Origin of the sequence: Bartonella sp. OD88NMGDW (assembly GCF_042193775.1) — a bacterium.
In the GTDB taxonomy this organism is placed as follows: domain Bacteria; phylum Pseudomonadota; class Alphaproteobacteria; order Rhizobiales; family Rhizobiaceae; genus Bartonella; species Bartonella grahamii.
The window spans coordinates 178,488-199,174 of sequence record NZ_JBHIMA010000001.1; the positions used below are offsets into that span (position 1 = coordinate 178,488).

At 36.6% G+C, this 20,687-nt stretch carries 16 protein-coding genes; 12 read left to right on the forward strand and 4 right to left on the reverse strand.

The window, feature by feature from the left end; genetic code table 11:
* Positions 1–749 precede the first annotated feature (749 nt).
* The 4 genes from ACFIJR_RS00845 to ACFIJR_RS00860 form a co-directional block, all read right to left on the reverse strand.
* The gene (locus ACFIJR_RS00845; RefSeq protein ID WP_375651575.1) at positions 750–1,535 is read right to left on the reverse strand and encodes a DUF1499 domain-containing protein; all 786 of its coding nucleotides are present in this window, start codon (positions 1,533–1,535) and stop codon (positions 750–752) included.
* 534 nt (positions 1,536–2,069) lie between these two features.
* Positions 2,070–2,609, reverse strand: a complete 540-nt coding sequence (locus ACFIJR_RS00850; protein ID WP_375653227.1) for a hypothetical protein — start codon at positions 2,607–2,609, stop codon at positions 2,070–2,072.
* The gene (locus ACFIJR_RS00855) at positions 2,602–3,198 is read right to left on the reverse strand and encodes a DUF1214 domain-containing protein (RefSeq protein ID WP_375651574.1); all 597 of its coding nucleotides are present in this window, start codon (positions 3,196–3,198) and stop codon (positions 2,602–2,604) included. Before ACFIJR_RS00855 ends, ACFIJR_RS00850 begins: the two co-directional genes overlap by 8 nt.
* Positions 3,199–3,215: 17 nt before the next feature.
* Positions 3,216–5,366 carry a transglycosylase domain-containing protein gene (locus ACFIJR_RS00860; protein ID WP_375625746.1) on the reverse strand — a complete coding sequence of 717 codons (2,151 nt, stop codon included), beginning with the start codon at positions 5,364–5,366 and terminating at the stop codon, positions 3,216–3,218.
* A 348-nt stretch (positions 5,367–5,714) separates the two neighbouring features.
* Here ACFIJR_RS00860 and ACFIJR_RS00865 point away from each other — a divergent pair, with 348 nt between their 5' ends.
* The 12 genes from ACFIJR_RS00865 (at position 5,715) to ACFIJR_RS00920 (ending at position 20,445) form a co-directional block, all read left to right on the forward strand.
* A complete protein-coding gene (locus ACFIJR_RS00865) occupies positions 5,715–5,951 on the forward strand; it encodes a hypothetical protein (RefSeq protein ID WP_375625100.1) in 237 nt (78 codons plus the stop codon).
* A 21-nt stretch (positions 5,952–5,972) separates the two neighbouring features.
* The gene (locus tag ACFIJR_RS00870; RefSeq protein ID WP_375653230.1) at positions 5,973–6,638 is read left to right on the forward strand and encodes a response regulator transcription factor; all 666 of its coding nucleotides are present in this window, start codon (positions 5,973–5,975) and stop codon (positions 6,636–6,638) included.
* Entirely contained in the window at positions 6,638–8,056 is a 1,419-nt protein-coding gene (locus ACFIJR_RS00875) for an ATP-binding protein (RefSeq protein WP_375625099.1), read from the forward strand. The genes ACFIJR_RS00870 and ACFIJR_RS00875 overlap by 1 nt, the downstream gene beginning before the upstream one ends.
* Positions 8,057–8,302: 246 nt before the next feature.
* Entirely contained in the window at positions 8,303–9,073 is a 771-nt protein-coding gene (locus ACFIJR_RS00880; RefSeq protein ID WP_375625749.1) for a tetratricopeptide repeat protein, read from the forward strand.
* A gap of 77 nt (positions 9,074–9,150) precedes the next feature.
* Positions 9,151–9,630 (forward strand): cytochrome c maturation protein CcmE, encoded by a 480-nt coding sequence (gene ccmE / locus ACFIJR_RS00885; protein WP_375625097.1) that lies wholly within the window; start codon positions 9,151–9,153, stop codon positions 9,628–9,630.
* Positions 9,631–9,637: 7 nt separating this feature from the next.
* On the forward strand, positions 9,638–11,617 hold the full coding sequence (locus ACFIJR_RS00890; protein WP_375653233.1) for a heme lyase CcmF/NrfE family subunit: 1,980 nt from the start codon (positions 9,638–9,640) through the stop codon (positions 11,615–11,617).
* Between the two features lies 1 nt (position 11,618).
* A complete protein-coding gene (locus ACFIJR_RS00895) occupies positions 11,619–12,071 on the forward strand; it encodes a cytochrome c-type biogenesis protein CcmH (protein ID WP_375625753.1) in 453 nt (150 codons plus the stop codon).
* A gap of 187 nt (positions 12,072–12,258) precedes the next feature.
* Positions 12,259–13,770, forward strand: a complete 1,512-nt coding sequence (locus ACFIJR_RS00900; RefSeq protein ID WP_375625755.1) for a Do family serine endopeptidase — start codon at positions 12,259–12,261, stop codon at positions 13,768–13,770.
* 72 nt (positions 13,771–13,842) lie between these two features.
* On the forward strand, positions 13,843–14,529 hold the full coding sequence (locus ACFIJR_RS00905) for a response regulator transcription factor (RefSeq protein WP_012754868.1): 687 nt from the start codon (positions 13,843–13,845) through the stop codon (positions 14,527–14,529).
* On the forward strand, positions 14,526–15,908 hold the full coding sequence (locus ACFIJR_RS00910) for an ATP-binding protein (RefSeq protein ID WP_375653235.1): 1,383 nt from the start codon (positions 14,526–14,528) through the stop codon (positions 15,906–15,908). Before ACFIJR_RS00905 ends, ACFIJR_RS00910 begins: the two co-directional genes overlap by 4 nt.
* 77 nt (positions 15,909–15,985) lie before the next feature.
* Positions 15,986–18,931 carry a bifunctional [glutamine synthetase] adenylyltransferase/[glutamine synthetase]-adenylyl-L-tyrosine phosphorylase gene (locus ACFIJR_RS00915; RefSeq protein ID WP_375625091.1) on the forward strand — a complete coding sequence of 982 codons (2,946 nt, stop codon included), beginning with the start codon at positions 15,986–15,988 and terminating at the stop codon, positions 18,929–18,931.
* Positions 18,932–19,626: 695 nt separating this feature from the next.
* Positions 19,627–20,445, forward strand: coding sequence for an outer membrane protein (locus ACFIJR_RS00920; RefSeq protein ID WP_375625090.1), 819 nt, complete (start codon positions 19,627–19,629; stop codon positions 20,443–20,445).
* Positions 20,446–20,687: the final 242 nt, after the last annotated feature.

Consider the following 20,687-nt stretch of genomic DNA (forward strand, 5'->3'; position numbering starts at 1 on the left):
CGGATTAGGAGGAACTGCTAACGGTTTGATAGATAAGTACAATCAATGTCATCCGTAAAGTAGAGGGAGGCTGTTTCTAATTTATTTAGAAAATAGCTATAAAGATATTTCTGAGATCAGTTAATATTGTAAACATACTTTAAAGCTATGGCTAAACTGATTTCAGGGATATTTTTGTTTATGATAATAGATATTTTATTTTGGATTCTTTGTCATGTATACTTTTATTAGTTCCTTAGTGACAGCAATTGCATTTGGATTTTTCATGTTTTTTTTCAATAGATTTAAAGGTGAGAACTGGAGTATAAAAAGAATAATATTATCAACAATTATATTTTTTATAATATATTATTCTGGAAGTTTATTAGTTAAATATATGGGAATTTTAAAATAATATAAAATCAATTTGTTATATTATTTTAAAATATAATTATAAGGTGTTATTTGTAGAGTTATTTATAAAAAATAAGTTATTATTTTTATATAATATTTATCTTTAAAAAATTTTTACTGATTACATTGGGATAGATACTTTAAATCAGTATTGTCATCAAGAGTTCTGTTTTTTATTTCCTATTTTTGAATCTTTTTAATTATTTAAAGAATGAGTTGTTTTGAGATTATTGTCTTTTGTATAAGCATTGTCAGTTTATAGTTTTTGAAAAGTGATTGTTTGCTTATGTATCATGATTTATTGAAAAATAAGCAATTTTTGTGAAATAAAGTGTCTTCTCTCTCGCTCTTGATCGTTATTCATCGTCTTGTGAAAGAGGAAGGGAAGCGATTTCCGTATCAAGGGCATCCATAAAATCGATAATAAAAGCAGCATTCGTTCCCAAATCTCTTGGCAAATAACGAGAAGCAGAACGCATATCAACAAAAGTGGTATCCCCTTCATCAGTTAAGCGTATCACGATATCCGAAATAAACCCAAGGTAAAAAGTTTTAGCTCTCGTTTCAATATAAAGCGCATTTTCTTCACCTTTAAACTCTCGTTGAGCCACAACAGGCCAATCATAGTCTGCTAAAACATTAAGAACAGATTCGCGAATACGGTCAGGTGAACCATCATAACGGCGCCCCGATAGTTCTGGCCATTGTGACATCTGTAATGTTTCTTGTTCAGTCAAAACACTTTTGAGCGGTAAAGCATCGCTGGGACGTATTGTGCGAAAAAAAGCCGGCGGGCTTTGTGTATCGGTAGAAATATCGTAAAGAGCCGGTAAGGTAAACCAAAGTCCAAAAAATAACATCAGTGGTGTAGCCGTTATTACCGAATAAATGATCCCTTTTAAAGCTTTCATTCCCCCTAGGGCTCCATAGACCCATAAGCTGTAAAGTGCTTTTAAAGCAAGAAAAAGAGAAATAATCACACAGCCGGTAGAGATTCCGATCAAAATTATGAAGTCGGTTACGTTAATGACGGAAAAACGTTGTAAAATGACTGAAAATAATAAAATAAAGAACGCTAATCCACCAAATCGAGGGGACCATACTGCTGCTCTTGAAACGAACCGAACATATCTCTTCTTCATGAAGTTTTTTCCCCTCAATTGTAAACTATAAGCCAAGTTTTTTCAGAGTGCCTATCTTACAAAAAGCTTCTGCTTATAAGAGAAAAATAAAGCACTTATTTTTGAGGTCAAGGATGCATAATGTCTTATAAGTTTCCAGCGATTATTTTCGCACTTCATGGAAGGTAATCAGTATTTCTTCTATAGTTTATCATGTCATTGATGCGAACTTTATGGAAACGTTTGTAAATAAAAAGAAATAAATTCAAATAGCAAGCTTACAGTCGTTAACAGCATATTTTTCTAGAACTTTACTCTTGATTTTTCTCTTCTGATTGCGGGGAGTTTTTTCTGTCAGATAATGCGTATCAAATAGGATATGATGATGTGCAATAGAGATTTCATTCTACCTCAATAAAAAATTGAGGGATCTACAATCAGACAAACTTGAATTCGAGTATTCGATTAATAGAGAAAAAAGATAACCATTTTTATATGCTTTGTTGATTTTGTATAGAAAGTAAGGTGTTGTACAAATGAGAGATTAGTCCGTTTTTATTCATAAAATATGCGGCAGGTCGCAGATGAAAGGAAAGCTTCACTTTCTTGTTTTGCAAGTGAAGAAGGGGCAAAAATACGTAAAATGACAAAACCTTCATTCAAATTTTTAGCAACCAAAACTGAATTAGCATTTATTTTAGGTTTTGATTTTTTGAGTTCTATTATTTGTATTGGTTTTCCAATAATAAGATCGAGTGTATTATCAGGGGCTGTTCGGTCATTAAGGCTATAGAAAATAATTCCTTTGTGTGTGTAAGCAGCGAGTGACCAAAATTGTCGTGTTTTCAAAGCTTTTAAATGAACAGGTCCATTTTCAAGATTAAATCTGCAGACTTTAAGAAGAAAGAGTGGATCAGCAGATTGTTGAATAGGATTATCGGGAGTAAAAGCAACAAATTGATAAGGGGCGCCGGATTTTTTAAGTGCTGTCCATATATTATTTTGTGCCCAATAGGGGATGAGAAAGAGAACGCAAATATGAACGATAATAGCGCCAATGATTGCAAGAAGTGCGATATAAATGAATCTAGTCACAATTTATTTGTCCTGATGGAATTTGTTCTATTGATGGCATTGTAAGCTTTTGTAATGCCGTTGCAGAGATGATTGGGGTATCGTATAAGGTAAGAATAAGCCCGAATTCTTTTTGACTAACTGTTGCAAGCCAATTGCCGGCTTGCGGTGTAGGTGAAATATTGATGCGCAATGAGCCATCATGCTCATAAGTAATAGCGTTCGTGTGGAGTTCAAAAGGTATTTCTTTGGATGAAGTATAGGGCTTTAGGGATTTGTCAGCTGTATAAAGGGTAAAAAGACGGGTTTCAGGAATGGTGCCTTTGAGCAAATAATCACAGCGAGGGTGGAGTGGACGCCCTTGGTTATCTTGCCAAATCTGGAATTGTATACCTTCAGTACGTCCGAGTGAAACAATGCCTTGTTTAGCGGTGCGGGCGCGGGTATAGGGATCCATATTGGCGGTTCCCATTTGTGGATAAGCACTCCATTTTCCAATTCTAAAGAGTCCAAAATGATGAAAGGAATTGAGCACATAATCGACACTCAATTTTCCACATAAAATAGAAAAAGCGAAGATAAAAAAGAAAATGGTGATATTAAAAAACATCAGTGAATATCTTGAATTCAAAATGTTGAATCTCCAGTTGTTTTCATCTTCAAAGAAATTGCAGATGGTTTTTTCAGATCTTTGTTAATCAATCGCACAATATTCAATGTTTCAGGAGAAAGCGTAGAGGGTGTTGGGGGAAAAAATTCAGAATCTACATGGGAGGAAAGTATTGGGGGATGATAAGGAAGAAGAGAATCTTTAACACCATAGAGTTGTTTGAGCATAATATTTTGGTGTGCAGCAAGCATGATGCGTTGCCATATCATGGCAGGGACTCCACCCCCAAAAGCACGATTCATCGGTGAAAAGTTATCATTTCCCATCCATACCGCTCCAGTATAATTACCAGTAAAGCCAACAAACCAAGCATCACGATAGGATTGTGATGTTCCAGTTTTCCCAGCGACAAGAGTCATAGGCAGAGCAGCACGCTTACCAGACCCTCGTGTTGTGACACCCACCATCATTTGGTTCATATAAGCTGTTGATTGTTCACTCAGAACTCGGTGTAATTTTTTTCCGTTATGTTCGAGATCCCACACGACACGACCATCAATTGTTTTGATTTGTGTAAACCCATGACGATTACCAGCTATCCCGCCATTCGCAAAGACATTAAAGCCTGTAGCTTGATCCATGGGGGTCATGTTGGAAGTGCCAAGAACCATCGTTTTGTGTGATAAAATATGCGCGTTAATCCCCATATTCTTGATGAGATCTATGATGGGTTGGGTATCGCGGTGAAGATATTGATAGGTGAGATACACAGGGACTGTATTAATGGAAAAAGCTAAAGCTGTTGCTAAATCAATTTTCCCCAAATAACGACCAGAATTATTTTTTGGTGTCCACCCCCCCCAATTGATGGGAGCATCTAGAACGATTGTTGAGGGAGACAGTCCGTGTTCCAGTGCGGTTGCGTAAACATAGGGTTTGAATGAAGAACCAGTTTGCCGTCCGCCTTGTGTTGCTCTGTTAAATTGACTCTTTTTATAATCTAGTCCTCCAACAATTGCGCATACGGCACCGTTATTATCGAGTATAACAGTGGCAGCTTGTGTTACGCGATATTGTTGACCATATTGATGTAAATGATATGCAATTGATTCTTCTGCTGCTTTTTGAATATTCGGATCAAGGGTCGTTTGAATAATTAAACTATGGCTTGGAAGTTGATTACGCATTTTTTTGACTTCCTCGAATGCCCAATCAAGAAAATAATCAGCCTGATTATTTTCTATTTGGGGAAGTGCCCTAGCAGGGTGGCGATGCGCATTGATAATCTGGCTCTTCGTCATAAAGCCACTATTAACAAGATTAGAAAGGACTACATTGGCACGTGTTTGAGCCGCAAAGAGATGACTATGAGGAGCATATTTTGTTGGAGCTTTAAAGAGTCCTGCTAACATAGCAGATTCACTTAAGGATATATGACGTATGTTTTTTCCAAAATAAAATTTTGCCGCTGCGGCAATACCAAAATTATTTCCTCCCATATAGGCCCGGTCAAGATAAAGTTGTAAAATCTGTTTTTTGCTAAAATTTGCTTCTAGCCAAAGAGCAAGATAAGCTTCTTTGATTTTACGTGTTATGGTTCTCTCGTTTGTTAAGAATAAATTTTTAGCCAATTGTTGTGTGAGAGTTGAGCCACCTTGCACCACACCGTTAGCTTGCATATTTTGTGAAATTGCCCGTGTAAGTCCTTGAAAATCAATACCCCAATGATCAAAAAAACGACGGTCTTCTGTAGCAAGAACCGCTTTAATGACAGTGTCAGGCATTTCTTCAACGGGGACAGAGATCGCTGGCAATGCACCACGGTGCCCAATGGAATTTCCATAGCGATCTAGAAAAAGAATGGAAAAGTTTTTAGGAGAAGACCAATCTGTTTTGGTCAGTTCAAAAATAGAAATGCCTAAAATAGTGAAAAGAGTAAATCCCATCAACCCTAATGTCAGTATTTCATCGAGAACTTCAACGATAAAACGTTTCCATCCTTGAAGATGAAAATTTTGTGAGACGATTTTTGCCTTTTTCCAGAAAAAACTGTTAGCAGAACGAATGTGATAAAGCGCTGTGTCTAATCGTGCGTCTAATTCAATGAGAGCAGGACTGTGAAATGGCTTACGATGTTGCCTTTTCTTTTTTTTAAAAAAATCAAACATTTAAAGAGAGCCTATGGCAAAGAAATACAACCAAACAAATCTACAATAATTATATGGAGTAGAAGTATTTTTTTGCTATAGTGCTAACAGAGAAAGAGTTTATTTTAGAATTATTCATTTTTCGTAAGATAGTGTATTAAGATTTTATTATTTTATTGAATAAATTTTATTCTCATTATTAAAAATATTTTATTTTGAGTTTTTAAAAATTTGGAATAATATTAATGTGTTCTTCTGTAAGATAGAGGATAAATTATTTCCATTTGTGATTTTTAAGTCGACCCAAAAAAAACATTATTTCTTTTATTCTTTATCAAGGAAAAGAAGAGATGGGTTATTGAAATATTTATGATGAAAAAAAAATTCTTGTTTGTAATAATAGCAGCTTTTTTAGGAGCAGATTCTGTTCTAGCTTCTGGGTGTGCTGAAGTAGGTAAGAAGGTTGCCGCGCAAGAGAGCGGGGTTCTCGTCCGTTCAAAATCGGTAGTTCAGGACGGAAAGGACATGTGTGCAATTGTAGTTGTTGTACCAGCCCGTAATGGTGAAAAGTTACGTCGTGTTGAGTTTTTTGTTCCTGCTGATTAGTTTTTGGCAGATGGTGTTGTGATGCGTATCTTAATCGTTGAAGATGATCGGAATCTTCACCATCAATTAGTAGAAGCTGTAAGACGTGCAGGATATGTTTCCGATAGTGCTTTCGATGGTGAAGAGGCTTATTTTTTAGGTAGCACAGAGTCTTACGACGCGGTGATACTTGATATAGGTTTACCGCAGATTGATGGTATTCGTGTTGTTGAAAAATGGCGTCAAGAAGGGCACTCCATGCCTGTTTTAATGCTAACAGCGCGAGACCGTTGGTCTGATAAGGTGCACGGTATTGATGCTGGGGCTGACGATTATGTTGTGAAGCCATTTCATTTGGAGGAAGTGATGGCGCGTTTACGGGCATTAATTCGTCGCGCTACGGGACATGCGACAAGTGCATTATGTTGCGGAAATGTTTTGTTGGATACGAAGACGTCTCGTGTTTTTGTGGATGGTCAGTTGATTAAACTAACATCTTATGAATTCAGACTACTTTCGTATCTCATGCATCATTGTGATAGGGTCATTTCAAGAACAGAGCTTACTGAACATCTTTATGATCAGGATTTTGATAAGGACTCGAATACGGTGGAAGTCTTTGTAGGTCGGTTACGGAAAAAGCTTGGAGTGGATTTGATTGAAACTATTCGAGGAATGGGGTATCGCGTGAGAACGCTAGGTGATTAATGAATACTTTCGAAGAGAATAATTGGTGTAGGAGGTTCTTTTTTGTAATTACTCGATCTCTCAGTTTACGTGTTATGGTCTTATCAACATTATGGGTTGTTATTTCTCTTTTATCGATTTCTGCAGTAAGTATTTTATTTTATAAACGTTCAACTGAACAAAGCCTAGAGCGTATTCTTTCTGCTCAACTCTACAGTCTTATTGCAACAGTGACGGTGTCATCGGAAGGTACTTTGAGAGGAGGGGCTGGGATTGATGATATTCGTTATTCTGATCCAACAACAGGATGGTATTGGGAAGTTGTTGCGATATCCCATAATTTAAAAGGAAGATTGACATCCCCCTCATTGGGAACAGGCGAGATATTTACACCAAGTGATGTTGATATACCTTTTGACAATAAGTTCTTTCGCTCTTATCGGATAAAGGGGAACAATGGTCAAAAGCTACAAGTGATTGAGAGTGATGTTGTTCTTGATAATGAAAATCATATTGCACGTTTTCGGCTTGTTGGGAATATCGATGAAGCTCATGCCCAGGTAAAGGAATTTAAGCGAACTTTGCAAATTTTTCTTTGGAGTTTTGGTATCGGGAGTGTCCTTATTAATATTGCTATTATTTTCTTTAGTTTTCAACCGTTGAAGCTTATTCGACGCGCATTGAATGATATTCGCGAAGGAAAAGTTCACTATGTGAATACGGATTTAGTAAGCGAAGTAATGCCGCTTGTACAAGAGATGAATGCTCTCATTAATAATAATCAGCGTATTATTGAGCGATTTCGCACACAGGTTGGTAATCTTGCTCATTCATTGAAAACGCCTCTATCCGTGATTATGAATGAGACAGATAAGATGCGCGGAGAAAAGGCTTGTTTGTTGAGAGAGCAAACGCAAATAATGCAAGCTCAAATCAATCATTATCTTCAGCGTGCGCGGATTGCAGCACAATGCGATAGTATTGTCTATCATACGTCTGTTCGCAGTGTGCTTGAACGTTTAGTGCGGGTTATGAAAAAGCTTAATCCTGAAAAACAAATTCAATTTATTATGGATGTTGATGATATTGTTTTTTCTGGAGAGAAGGAAGATTTAGAAGAAATTATAGGGAATTTGATTGAAAATGCTACTCAGTGGTCTCGAGCAAAGGTTTTGATCTCTTGTTGTTTAGAAGAAAATGTTGAAGAAACAGAATATTTTAGTATCTTTGTAGAAGATGATGGCCCTGGTTTAACAGAAGACAAAATGGAGGAAGCATTAAAAAGAGGGCGGCGGTTTAATGAAAGTAAACTAGGGGCAGGTTTAGGGCTAGCAATTGTTTCAGATATGGTCAGTGAATATGGTGGCAAGCTCTTTTTATCACGTTCTGATTTGGGTGGGTTGTATGCAAAAGTTTTATTACCTAAGATGGGAGAATAACACATTTTTTCCTTAAGCAAGAAATGTCTATAAAGTCTGTAAAGCAGTATTTTCAGATAATACATAAAGAGTAAGGAGACATTGTTTTGAGTTTCTTTGTTTAATTGATATATATAAGAAAAATGGACAATAGATTTTATAATATTTTCCATGAAAAAATGAATTTTTATCAATTCACATCACTCTTCTCATGAAGATGGTAAAATGTAAGCGAGTCATTCTCTGTGCGTATTGGAAAAAAATGATATGCTTTTATTAATTTTTGCAGCATTTTTTCTGACTTTTCTGGCAAGTATTCTTTTTCTTTCACTACGTTTTGACGATGATATAAAGAAAGAATGGAAAGTTCAAACCGTGGATGGCTATAGAAGTCATAAGCATACGATTGAGTTTAACAAGCTTTATATGCATTATAAAAAAAGAAATATTCTTAAGGCTTTAAGTATTTTATTTGTTCTTCTTATGACATGGAATATTTATGGTCTGACAGGCAGTCCAGAAGTGAAAAGTTATTTTTTTAGCGAATTAATGGATAAGGATCCTAAAACTCTTAGTAAGCAAGAAAAGCTTATTCGTTTACAAGTGCTTTTTTTCCGTGCACCTCATGATGGCAAGCTAGCAGATGCGTTAGCGGTAGGGTATCTCGAAGAAAGCCTTTTTCAAGAGGCTGTGAATACTTATTTAGACGCACTTCGTTTGAATGGAGAAACAGCTCCAAGGCTTGTAGGATATGGTTTAGCATTGGTTGGTTATGAAGGGGGAGTGATAACACAAGAAGCACAAAATGCTTTTCAAAAAGCAGCAGATTTAGCGCCAACAGATTTTTATCCACGTTTGTTGTTGGCCGATGCATTGCATCAAGCAGGAAAAACTGCGCAGGCAGTGCAATTTTTACAAAGCTTTCTTGATACAATGCCTGAAAATTTTTCAGGACAATCACGTGTTAAAAAAATGATGATTCAGTTACGTGATTTATCGCGTGAGCATACAGAGAAAAGAAATCTTGCACCTGTGTAGAAGATGTGCAAAGCTCTTAAGAAATAAAATATTGATACTTAATTATAACGTATTTAAACTTTTTTCGCAGAGTGTCTATGAACAGTCAATCTTTAAAGAGTTCTGCCTCATGGAAGGTTATTTTAGAGCAGCGAAAAAAAAGGCGCTTACTGATCATATTATTATGTTGTTTGGTTATGACAATTGCAGCAAGTCTCATAGTGTATGCAATGCGTCATGCGGTCAGTTTTTTTAGAATGCCCTCTGAAATTACAAGAGAAGATATTTTAACGGAGCGCCCTTTGCGTTTGGGTGGCTTTGTTGAAAAGGGAACCGTTCAATATGTTGGAGAGAGAGGCGTTATTTTTTTTGTAACGGATAACAAAAAACATGAAAAAGTAGTTTTCAACGGTGCCTTACCGGATCTTTTTCGTGAAGGTCAGGGAGTGATTGTAGAAGGGCATTTTGATAAACAGGGTTTTTTTATAGGGATGCGTATTTTAGCAAAACATGATGAAACTTATATGCCTAAAGAAACAGCTGATCGTTTGAAAAAATATTACAGTATGGAGAAATAATTCGATTGTGCTTGTCGAACTGGGTCATATTTTTTTAGCTGCAGCATTTTCAGTAAGCTTATTAGGGGCGTTCTTACCTGCTTTAGGTGTTTGGTGGAGAGAGCGTTTGTTAATGCAAACAGCTGTTCCTCTAGCATATATCACTTTTACATTACTACTTTTATCTTTTTTAGTGATAATTTATGCTTATGTCGTATCTGATTTTTCTGTTTTGAACGTTGTTGAGAATTCTCATTCAGAAAAACCGATGCTCTATAAAATTACCGGTGTTTGGGGCAACCACGAAGGCTCTATGTTGTTATGGGTTTTAAGTCTTGCTTTTTTTAGCGCATTGATGGCCTTTTTTAGCCAACATTTGCCAGAAGATTTTAAGACGCTTGTTTTAATTTGCCAAAGTTGGATTACAACTGCTTTTCTTTTATTTATTCTTTTTGTATCCAACCCATTTTTACGTGTGAATCCACCAGCATTACAGGGAAATGGTCTCAGTCCTCTTTTACAAGATATCGCATTAGCAATTCATCCACCGCTACTTTATTTAGGTTATGTCGGTTTTTCACTTTGTTTTTCTTTTGCCGTTGCGGCATTGATTATGGGACGTGTTGATAGAATTTGGGCGCGTGGGATTCGTCCGTGGCTTTTACTTTCTTGGTGTTTTTTGACATTGGGTATTATGGTTGGCTCCTATTGGGCTTATTATGAGCTAGGATGGGGGGGGTATTGGTTTTGGGATCCTGTTGAAAATGTTTCGTTTATGCCTTGGCTTTCAGGAACGGCTCTTTTACATTCTGCTCTTGTTCTCGAAAAACGAGAAATATTAAAAAGTTGGACTTTGTTTTTAGCGCTGCTTACTTTTTCCCTTTCTCTGATGGGAACTTTTCTTGTGCGTTCGGGGCTTTTAGTTTCTGTTCATAGTTTTGCTGTTGATCCAGCACGGGGGCAAGCAATTCTTGCACTTTTATTGTTTTTTACAGGAGCGGCTTTTCTTCTTTTTGCTTTGCGCACCCCTATTTTAAAAACAGGAAATTTTTTTCAACCAATTTCACGTGAAGGGTTTATTGTTTTAAATAACTTGTTACTAACAACAATAACAGCAACAGTATTGATTGGTACGCTTTATCCTTATTTTATTGAGATATTAACAGGACAAAAAATTTCTGTAGGGGCTGCTTTTTTTAACCTTACCTGTGGACCGCTAATGGTTTTGCTGTTGTTGTTTGTTCCGTTTGGGACAATGATGGCATGGAAACGCGGTGATTTTCTTGCAGTTTTTGAACGGTTATGGTTTGTTTTTGTATTGGTTGGTATCGTCTGTTTTATAATATTTTATGCGACATCTGTGCGTGATATTTTTGCCGTTTTAGGGATTGGGCTTTCAGCGTTTGTTTTTTTAGGCAGTTTAGCGGATCTATGGGGAAAGAGTGGATATGGCAAGAGAGCTTTTTCAGTACGCGTTAAGAGATTTTTTGGATTGCCATGGTCTACTTTTGGTGCAGCAATAGCACATATGGGATTAGGTGTTACATTATTTGGTATTGTTTGTGTGGCAAGTTTTGGGCAAGAACGTATTTTAATCATGAACGTAGGGGATAGGGTGACGATAGCGGATAAAACGCTTCATTTTGATGCAGTGTATGATGATGTTGGTTCGAATTATTCGGCAATGGAGTTTTATTTTAAAATATATGAAAATAAAAACATTGTGGGTCATGTAACAGCCTCAAAGCGATTTTACTCGAGCCAAAATACATCAACAACAGAAGTTGGTCTGAAAAATCATGGCTTATCGCAGCTATATATTGTACCAGGACATATCGATAATCGGGGTCTTGTTGTGCATGTATGGTGGAAGCCTTATGTAATATGTATTTGGTTAGGGGCATTCATGATGGCTATGGGGGGATGTCTTTCTCTTCTGGGGTATTGGTTTCGCATTGGTATGTACAATAGGGTAATGCCTGCTTTAAATTTTTGGAAAAGACATTGAGATGAAAAAAATTCTTTGGATTGTATTTTTTTTAATTGCAACGTTTCCTTTTCAATTAGCAATAGCAGTAGAGCCGGATGAGATTTTAAAGGATAAGATTCTTGAAGCGCGAGCACGCCATATTTCATCGCATTTACGTTGTCCGGTTTGTCAAAATCAATCAATTGATGATTCAGATGCTGCTTTAGCACGTGATTTACGGCTTTTAATTCGGGAAAGGCTAAAAATGGGCTATAGTAATCAGCAAGTCACTGACTTTCTTGTTGAGCGATATGGTGAATTTATTCTCTTGAAGCCACCATTGAATAAAATAACTTGGTTTTTATGGTTTTCGCCTTTGATCATTATCATCATTGGCGCAAGTATCATATTTTTCCACTTCAAACGGAACAATCATGAGAAAATAATGAGTTATGTGAATGAAGAAGAACAGCCAAAAATGCCATTGCATTAAAAAAGATGTTATATAAAAGAAAAAAATCAGATCATCTGCAATGAGCATACAATCTTATTGTAATTATATTAGGGAATACTGAAACCTTACAAAACTTTAATAATTTAGACAGAAAATGGTAAGGTCTGGTGTTTTATAAGTGATCGAAATTGGAATAAAGGTATGATTGAATAGGAGCATAGAGTAAATGGTTAAAAAGGCTTTCTTTAAAACATTTGTCGCAGTGAGTTTTTCTGCGATATTGGAAAGTGCACTGTTTTTTAGTGGATGTACATCAAGCTTGTGGATAACAAAGGCTCATGCAAGTTCTGTATTTACTTCGTTAATACAACAACAGGGATTTGCCGATATTGTTGCTCAAGTGAAACCAGCCGTTGTAGCAGTACAAGTAAAGAGCAATAAAAAGAAAGAAGATAGGTTCTTTAGCAACTTTTTTAGTGGTCCAGGACTTGATCAATTACCAGACCAGCATCCTTTAAAAAGATTTTTTAAAGAGTTTTATGATTTTGATAAACCTAAAAATAAATTTCCCCACCAATCGCAAAGACTCCGTCCTGTTGCTTTTGGATCGGGTTTTTTTATTTCGTCTGATGGGTACATCGTGACCAATGATCATGTGATTTCTGATGGAACAAGTTATACTGTTGTTCTTGATGATGGTACAGAATTGAATGCAAAGCTCATTGGGAAAGACCCCAAAACCGACCTTGCCGTATTAAAAGTGAGTGATAAAAGAAAATTTTCCTATGTTGATTTTGGTGATGATTCAAAGCTTCGTGTTGGGGATTGGGTTGTTGCCATTGGGAACCCATTCGGCCTTGGTGGAACTGTGACAGCAGGTATTGTTTCTGCACGTGGACGTGATATTGGCACTGGTGTGTACGATGATTTTATTCAGATTGATGCTGCTGTTAATAGAGGAAACTCTGGTGGTCCAACGTTTGATCTTAATGGAAAGGTTGTTGGGGTTAATACAGCAATTTTTTCTCCTTCTGGAGGAAATGTTGGGATTGCTTTTGCTATTCCGGCAGCGACTGTAAAACAGGTTGTACAACAACTTATTGAAAAAGGTTCAGTTCAACGTGGTTGGTTAGGTGTTCAGATTCAGCCGGTAACAAAGGAGATTTCCGATTCAATAGGTTTGAAAGAAGCCAAAGGTGCTTTGGTTACTGATCCGTTAAAAGGACCGGCAGAAAAGGCTGGTATTAAAGCGGGTGATGTAATTATTTCAGTGAATAATGAAAAGGTTGCTGATACGCGTGAGCTGGCGAAACGTATTGCAAATATTAAACCAGGAGAAACGGTAACTATAGGGATTTGGAGATCAGGTAAGGAGGAGAGTATCAAGGTTAAGCTCGCTTCAATGTCTGAAGATGAAAGTAAGAAAGAGGCTTCAAAATATTCAAATGAACGGGGTGATTTAGATGAAACATTGGAAGATTATGGTCTGATTGTTATACCCTCTGATGATGGTGTAGGGGTTGTCGTAACGGAGGTCGATACCGATTCAGATGCTGCAGATAAAGGGATACGCCCTGGTGATATCATTGTGACAGTAAATAATAAACCGGTTAAACGAGTCTCTGATATTGTTAGTACAATCAAAAATGCTCAGCAGTTAGGACGAAAGGCTATACTCTTACAAGTGCGAACAAATGATCAAAATCGTTTTGTTGCTCTACCAATTTTGAAAAAATAAGGCTTTAGTTGTAGGACAAATGTTTATTAAACATTTGTCCTACAACATAATAAAGTAATGGAGATACGTTTTATGAAGATACTCGTTATTGAAGATGATCATGAGACGGGGCATTATCTCGAAAAGGCTTTTTTGGAAGTAGGGCATTCCGTTGATGTTGCTTATGATGGGGATACGGGATACGCTTTAGCGACCACGGAAAATTATGACGTTATGGTTGTTGATCGAATGCTTTTGCATCGTGATGGTCTTTCTATTATTGCTGAATTGCGCGCTAAAGGCAATGAAACACCGGTTCTTATTCTGTCTGCTTTAGGGCAAGTCAATGATCGTGTAACGGGGTTGCGTGCAGGGGGAGATGATTATTTGACAAAGCCTTATGCTTTTTCTGAACTTCTTGCGCGTGTTGAAGTTTTACAACGGCGGAAAAATCCTAAAGAAGCAGAAACTGTTTATTGTGTAGGTAATCTTGAGCTTGATCGGCTAGCACATACGGTAAAACGGGGTGATAGAAACATTCTATTGCAACCACGAGAGTTTCGTTTACTTGAATATTTGATGCGCTATGCGGGGCAGGTTGTTACACGCACTATGCTTTTGGAAAATGTTTGGGATTACCATTTTGATCCACAAACGAATGTCATTGATGTCCATATCTCCCGTTTGAGAGCCAAAATTGAAAAAGATTTTGATGTTCCCCTTCTCCATACCGTGCGTGGAGCTGGATATATGCTGAAAGCACCAGATAACAAAGCATGAATCGTTTGATTAATATAATGCGCACGACGGCGCTAAGGCTTTCAGCACTTTACATTTTATTGTTTGGATTGGTGGCAACAGGGCTTTCTATTTATATGACGGCATTTTCTGCTTCATTGTTAACAGAGCAAACTGAACAGGCTTTACATGAAGAATTAAAGTATATTGAAAATGCTTATAATTATGGAGGATTATCCTTATTAATGCGCACTATTGATTATCGTTCAAGACAACCAGGAGCATTTCTTTATCTTGTCACGGATTCTATGGGGCGTATTTTAGCAGGAAATGTAGCACGTATTGAATTAGGTCTTTTGAATCAGAGTGGTTTTATTTCTACCTCTTTTTTATACTCCCGTTTTGGAGAACATGGCAAAACAAGTGAACATCGCGCTTTGGCGGTTATTGTTGATTTACCTAATGCTATGAAGATTCTTATAGGACGCGATTTGGATGAGCCAGAACGTTTTGCAGTGGTTATTCGTAAAGCTGTGGTCATTGCACTTGCTGCAATGGTTGGAGGCGCTTTACTCATATGGTTTTTTGTTGGCAGGAGAGCTTTACAAAGGATTGATCATGTAACGGCTGCATCACAGCGCTTGATGGATGGTGATTTCAGTGGGCGTTTACCTGTCTCTGGAGTAGGGGATGAGTTTGATCGATTGTCAGCTAATCTTAATGTTATGTTAGACCGCATTGAAGAGTTAAATATTGGTTTACGTCAAGTATCAGATAACATTGCTCATGATCTGAAAACGCCGTTAACGCGTCTTAGAAATCGCGCTGAAGAGGCGCTTTCAGGAAATAAGACAAAGCTTGAATATCGTCAGGTCCTTGATAGGGTTATTGCAGAATCAGATCAACTTATTTGTACGTTCAATGCGATTTTAATGATTTCACGTATTGAGGCCAGCAGTGCGATTGAGCATCTTGAAATGATGAATATGAAACTGATCCTTGAAGATGCTGTTGAGATTTACGAACCTTTTGCTGAAGAGTCAGGTGTTTTACTTCGGTTGGGGAATATATTTGATAAAGAGCTTAAGTTGAATCGTGAGCTTGTTGCACAATCAATTTTTAACCTTATAGATAATGCCATTAAATATGCGTCTAAAGGTGAAAGGAAAGCGGAGGTTTGCTTATCAATGGAATATCGTGATGAACATTTATTAGTTGTTGTGAGCGATAATGGACCAGGAATAGCAGAGGATAAACGTGAAAAAGTGACAGAACGATTTGTTCGTCTTGAAGAAAGCCGCACACAACCTGGGTTTGGGATTGGTTTAAGTATAGCAAAAGCAGTTATGAAGCTTCACGGGGGTGAGTTGTTACTTGAAAATGCAAATCCAGGGCTTAGGGCTGTTTTGTTATTTCCTTAAAGATATTTTTCTTCACTTTTCTCTTTTCATACGTAACAACTATTTTAAAAGTATAAAGCAATAGAAAGGAAGGCAAAATGCTTTTCAAGGGAGCGCAGACGAAACAAGCTTTTTTAAAAACACAGCTTCTCCCTTTATGCCCTCTCGATAAAAGTGGTTCCCAATGGTTAAAAGACATGGAAGAACAAGCAAGGGAAGAAGGTTTAGAATCTCTTATTTCCCTTATCTTAGAGAGTGGAACGCAGATTGATTTTATCAGTTCAGTTATGACCTTATCTCCTTTTTTGCGTGAGGTTTTAATTGCCAATCCATCATATCTTAGTGCTTTATTAAATGTTGATATAGAAACAAGGCTGAGCGAAATTATAGATGATATTACGGCTATTGATAAGGATGAATCTATAAATGAAACTTCATTAATGGCTGCTTTAAGGCGCAAAAAAAGAGAAGCGCATGTTCTCATTGCTTTAGCTGATTTGAGTGGTGTTTTTACTTACGAAGTTTCATGTGCTTGGTTGACACGTTTGGGCGAAGCAGCATTAAGTGTAGCGCTGCGTTTTCTATTAAGAGAAGCGCATGATCATGGTAAGATCAATTTATTAAGCCGTGAGAATCCAGAAAAAGACTGTGGTTTAATTATTTTAGGGATGGGAAAATTAGGAGCAGGGGAACTTAATTATTCTTCTGATATTGATCTTATTGTTTTCATTGATGAAACATCACCTCATATTGGTAATCTTTCTGAAAGTGTTGACGTATTTTCTAAAATGGTACGCCGATTAATCCGTATCATTCAAGAACGCACTGCGGAAGGATATGTTTTTCGTCTTGATTTTCGGCTTCGTCCAGATCCAGGATCAACCCCTTTGGCCTTACCAGTAAGGACTGCCTTGCGGTATTACGAAGGGCGTGGACAAAATTGGGAACGAGCAGCCATGATTAAAGCACGTCCAGTTGCTGGCGATAAGAGGGCAGGTTTTAACTTTCTTAAAGAGCTTTTTCCCTATGTGTGGCGGAAATATTTAGATTACGCTGCTATTGCTGATATTCATTCGATCAAACGTCAAATTCATGCGCATAAAAATTACGGTCAAATTGCAGCTTATGGGCATAATATAAAGTTAGGTCGTGGTGGTATTCGTGAGATTGAGTTTTTTGTTCAGACACAACAGCTTATTGCCGGTGGGCGTTTTCCTCAATTACGTGGACGTCAGACAGTTGCAATGTTAGCAGAACTTCACACGCTTGGTTGGATTAGTGAGAAAACAAGAAATAGTCTTATAAAAAGTTATGCTTTTCTTCGAAATGTGGAACATCGGATTCAGATGCTTTTCGATGAACAAACACACCTTCTTCCAAATGATATTGCTCAATTCACGAGTGTTGCCTATTTAATGGGTTATCAAGACAGTAACAGTTTTATCCGTGATTTATTAAAAACACTTCAGGTTGTTGAAAAACATTATGCAGCACTGTTTGAGAATGAGCAAGAACTTGGTTTAGAAATTGGTAATTTAGTTTTTACAGGTGAAGAAGATGATCCGGAGACATTAATAACGTTAAGCCGTTTAGGCTTTGAAAGAGCAAGTGATATTTGTCGTATTATGCGCACTCTCCATTGTGGTCGTTATAAAGCAACGCAATCAGCCGAAGCACGCGAGAGATTAACGGAATTAACACCAGCTCTTTTGAAAGCTTTTGGTGGGACAAAACGAGCTGATGAGGCGATGTTGCGTTTTGATAGTTTTTTACAGGGCTTACCTTCAGGAATTCAGCTTTTTAGTCTTTTACAGTCTAATCCCTCTCTTTTGGATATGCTTGTCCTTATTATGGGTGCTGCTCCACGTCTTGCAGAAATTATTACACGCAGATCCCATGTTTTTGATGGAATGTTAGATCCGAATATTCTTTCAGAATTACCAACAAAAGCGTATTTAGAAAAACGGCTTGAATATTTTCTTGAAAATATTCTTTCTTATGAGGAAATTCTCGACCATTTAAGAATTTTTGCAGATGAACAACGTTTTTTAATTGGTATTCGAATTTTGAATGGTGCAATTACAGGAGAAAGAGCGGGTTTTGCTTTTACTGCGCTTGCTGATCTTATGATTACAAAAACATTTGCTGCCGTTCAAGAGGAATTTTCTCGTCTTCATGGTAGTATTAAAGGGGGGCGTGTTGGCATATTGGGTATGGGGAAGCTTGGAAGTCGCGAATTAACAGCAGATTCCGATGTTGACCTCGTTTTGCTTTATGAACACGATGATGATGCAGAAATATCTGATGGAGAAAAGCCTCTTTATATCTCTCAATATTATACGCGTTTAGCACAGCGCCTCATTTCTGCTTTATCCACTCTTACAAGCCAAGGTGTTCTTTATGTCGTTGATTTAAGGTTACGGCCGTTAGGCAATAAAGGACCTGTTGCTGTTTCTTTTCCATTTTTTAAAAAGTATTATCGCCAAGAAGCATGGATATGGGAATATCTTGCTTTAACAAGGGCTCGAGGCATTGCAGGAGATCCTGATTTTTTACAAAAGCTAGAAAATGAAGTGTGTGCAATTATTGCTATTTCTCGTGATAAGAAGGAAGTTGCAAAAGAAGTATGTGAAATGCGTTCCTTGATTGCAAAAGAAAAGCCGCCAAAAAATCAATGGGATTTAAAAACGATGTCTGGTGGCATTATGGATTTGGAGTTTATTGCTCAATTTTCTCTTATTACGCATGTCATTGAGTTTCAAATTGGAGCAACAACAGCTGATATTTTAGATCACTTACCAGACAGTTTTCTTAATCAGTCATGTATTGCTGATTTACATTATGCCTATCATCTTTATACAAATTTGAGTCAAATTATACGGCTTTGCTTAAATGATTCTCTTGATCCCAATGATATGCCACCTGGATTAAGTGACCTTTTGTTAAATAGTGTTGGGGAACCTGATTTGCTTCGTGTTGAAAAACTAATTGCAGAAACTGGGCAATTGGTCTGTTCAGTTTTTACAAAAATCATGAAACATTAAAATAATTTTATAAGAATAATAAAAATTATTAATTCCGTTTTTATATATTAATTTTTGTCTTTTATTTCATTACACACTTGAGAGGGTTAGAGTGAAGTTCTCTACTGGTTTCTCAAGTGTGATGAAAAAAAATTTCTGTTAGATGTGTCATTCTTTATACAAAAAGCGATGAGTGACGAGTTTTGTGAATGATATTCTTTATGAGCCTTATCTCATGTGTATGATAAAAGCATATGGGGCATTTATTAAGCAGCGGTATATCAGATACATTTATGAATTAAGGGATATTCAACACAAAAATATATGCAAGAGTGTTTTTATCGTACATATTTATATAAAAACTTATAGAGATTATGTCTCATTACACTAATAATACCAAAATATTGAAATCAATATGATAAAAAGCTTTATTGATGACATATCTCATTTTTTCAAAAAATTGACATTATAATTATTTGTATAATTATGGATAATAATGATTAATATGAAGACATAAAAAATAATATGTAATAATTAATGGAAATATAAAGCATATTTAATTTTTTATATAATATAATTTATTAAAACTACTTTTATTTTTAAATATAAAATTTATTTTTTTTGTAAATGTGTCATTTTTGCTATAGATTTTTTAAAAAAAATGTGAAACGATTTGCTATTATTTATGTATCACATTAGCTTTTAGGGGAGCAATTATGATTACAAAGTATTTAGTCTCAACATCTATCTTTTCTTTAATTTCAATTTCTGTAGTACAGGCGGCGGATATGGTTACTCCTGAACAGCCCGTTCCTGTTATTGCAGCTCCTGCTTTTTCTTGGACAGGATTTTATCTTGGAGGACAGATTGGTAGCTTTTCAGGTAAAACAACTGCAAGTTATTTAAAAGATGAGACGGGGATATGGAATCCAATTGGAAAGGAGGATTTACCTAAACTTTCTGGTTTTATAGGGGGAGTTTATGCAGGTTCCAATATTGATATCGATAATGGTTTTATTATAGGTATTGATACGGATATTATGTGGTCTGATAAAAAGGGTACAAAAGATATTAATCGACCCAAAAAAAGTCAAACTGAAGAAGATTCTTCAGAAGAAGCAAATCTAACAAGAGATTCTCATGAGGAGGATTCGACAATACCTATTGAAGCTGTACGTCATACTTTAAAACAAAAATGGGCTGGTGCTACGCGGGTGAGAGTTGGTTTTGCGATTGAGCGTGTAATGCCTTATGTTTCTGGAGGGATTGCTTATACGCAACTTCAGAATATTTTTGGGTTAGTTGCTGACAGCAACAACAGAGCAGTTAATTTTTCTGATTGGTTGCATGATGAAAAAAAGACCATGATTGGTTATACCCTCGGAGGTGGTGTTGATTTTGCAATGGCTGATAATGTTATTGTGCGTGCAGAATACCGTTATTCAGATTTTGGTAAGAAGAAGTTCGTGCATGATAAATTTGAAATGGGCTACAAGACAAACGATTTCCGCGTGGGTGTAGCTTATAAATTTTAGTTTTTGCCGAATTAAAAATTCAAAAGTCTCATTTTAGAATGAGGCTTTTATTTTTTAGATATGTGCAGTGAAATATCCTTCACTCAAAAGAGTTACTATTTTATTCGAACAATACGTTTATTTATAAATATAATTTACTTTTTCATGTTGAGTGAGAGACCCAAGTATCATAAGATTTTCTCATTTTAAACCTATACCATGTTGAACCAGTGAAAACCATGTCTTTTGCACGTCAAAAGGAG

Coding starts and splice junctions, on each gene's coding strand:
- ACFIJR_RS00895 (WP_375625753.1), top strand. CDS start 11,619: ATGAAAAAAATTCTTTGGATTGTATTTTTTTTAATTGCAACGTTTCCT.
- ACFIJR_RS00900 (WP_375625755.1), top strand. CDS start 12,259: ATGGTTAAAAAGGCTTTCTTTAAAACATTTGTCGCAGTGAGTTTTTCT.
- ACFIJR_RS00845 (WP_375651575.1), bottom strand. CDS start 1,535: ATGAAGAAGAGATATGTTCGGTTCGTTTCAAGAGCAGCAGTATGGTCC.
- ACFIJR_RS00870 (WP_375653230.1), top strand. CDS start 5,973: ATGCGTATCTTAATCGTTGAAGATGATCGGAATCTTCACCATCAATTA.
- ACFIJR_RS00875 (WP_375625099.1), top strand. CDS start 6,638: ATGAATACTTTCGAAGAGAATAATTGGTGTAGGAGGTTCTTTTTTGTA.
- ACFIJR_RS00880 (WP_375625749.1), top strand. CDS start 8,303: ATGCTTTTATTAATTTTTGCAGCATTTTTTCTGACTTTTCTGGCAAGT.
- ACFIJR_RS00920 (WP_375625090.1), top strand. CDS start 19,627: ATGATTACAAAGTATTTAGTCTCAACATCTATCTTTTCTTTAATTTCA.
- ACFIJR_RS00855 (WP_375651574.1), bottom strand. CDS start 3,198: ATGTTTTTTAATATCACCATTTTCTTTTTTATCTTCGCTTTTTCTATT.
- ACFIJR_RS00865 (WP_375625100.1), top strand. CDS start 5,715: ATGATGAAAAAAAAATTCTTGTTTGTAATAATAGCAGCTTTTTTAGGA.
- ACFIJR_RS00910 (WP_375653235.1), top strand. CDS start 14,526: ATGAATCGTTTGATTAATATAATGCGCACGACGGCGCTAAGGCTTTCA.
- ccmE (WP_375625097.1), top strand. CDS start 9,151: ATGAACAGTCAATCTTTAAAGAGTTCTGCCTCATGGAAGGTTATTTTA.
- ACFIJR_RS00915 (WP_375625091.1), top strand. CDS start 15,986: ATGCTTTTCAAGGGAGCGCAGACGAAACAAGCTTTTTTAAAAACACAG.
- ACFIJR_RS00860 (WP_375625746.1), bottom strand. CDS start 5,366: ATGTTTGATTTTTTTAAAAAAAAGAAAAGGCAACATCGTAAGCCATTT.
- ACFIJR_RS00905 (WP_012754868.1), top strand. CDS start 13,843: ATGAAGATACTCGTTATTGAAGATGATCATGAGACGGGGCATTATCTC.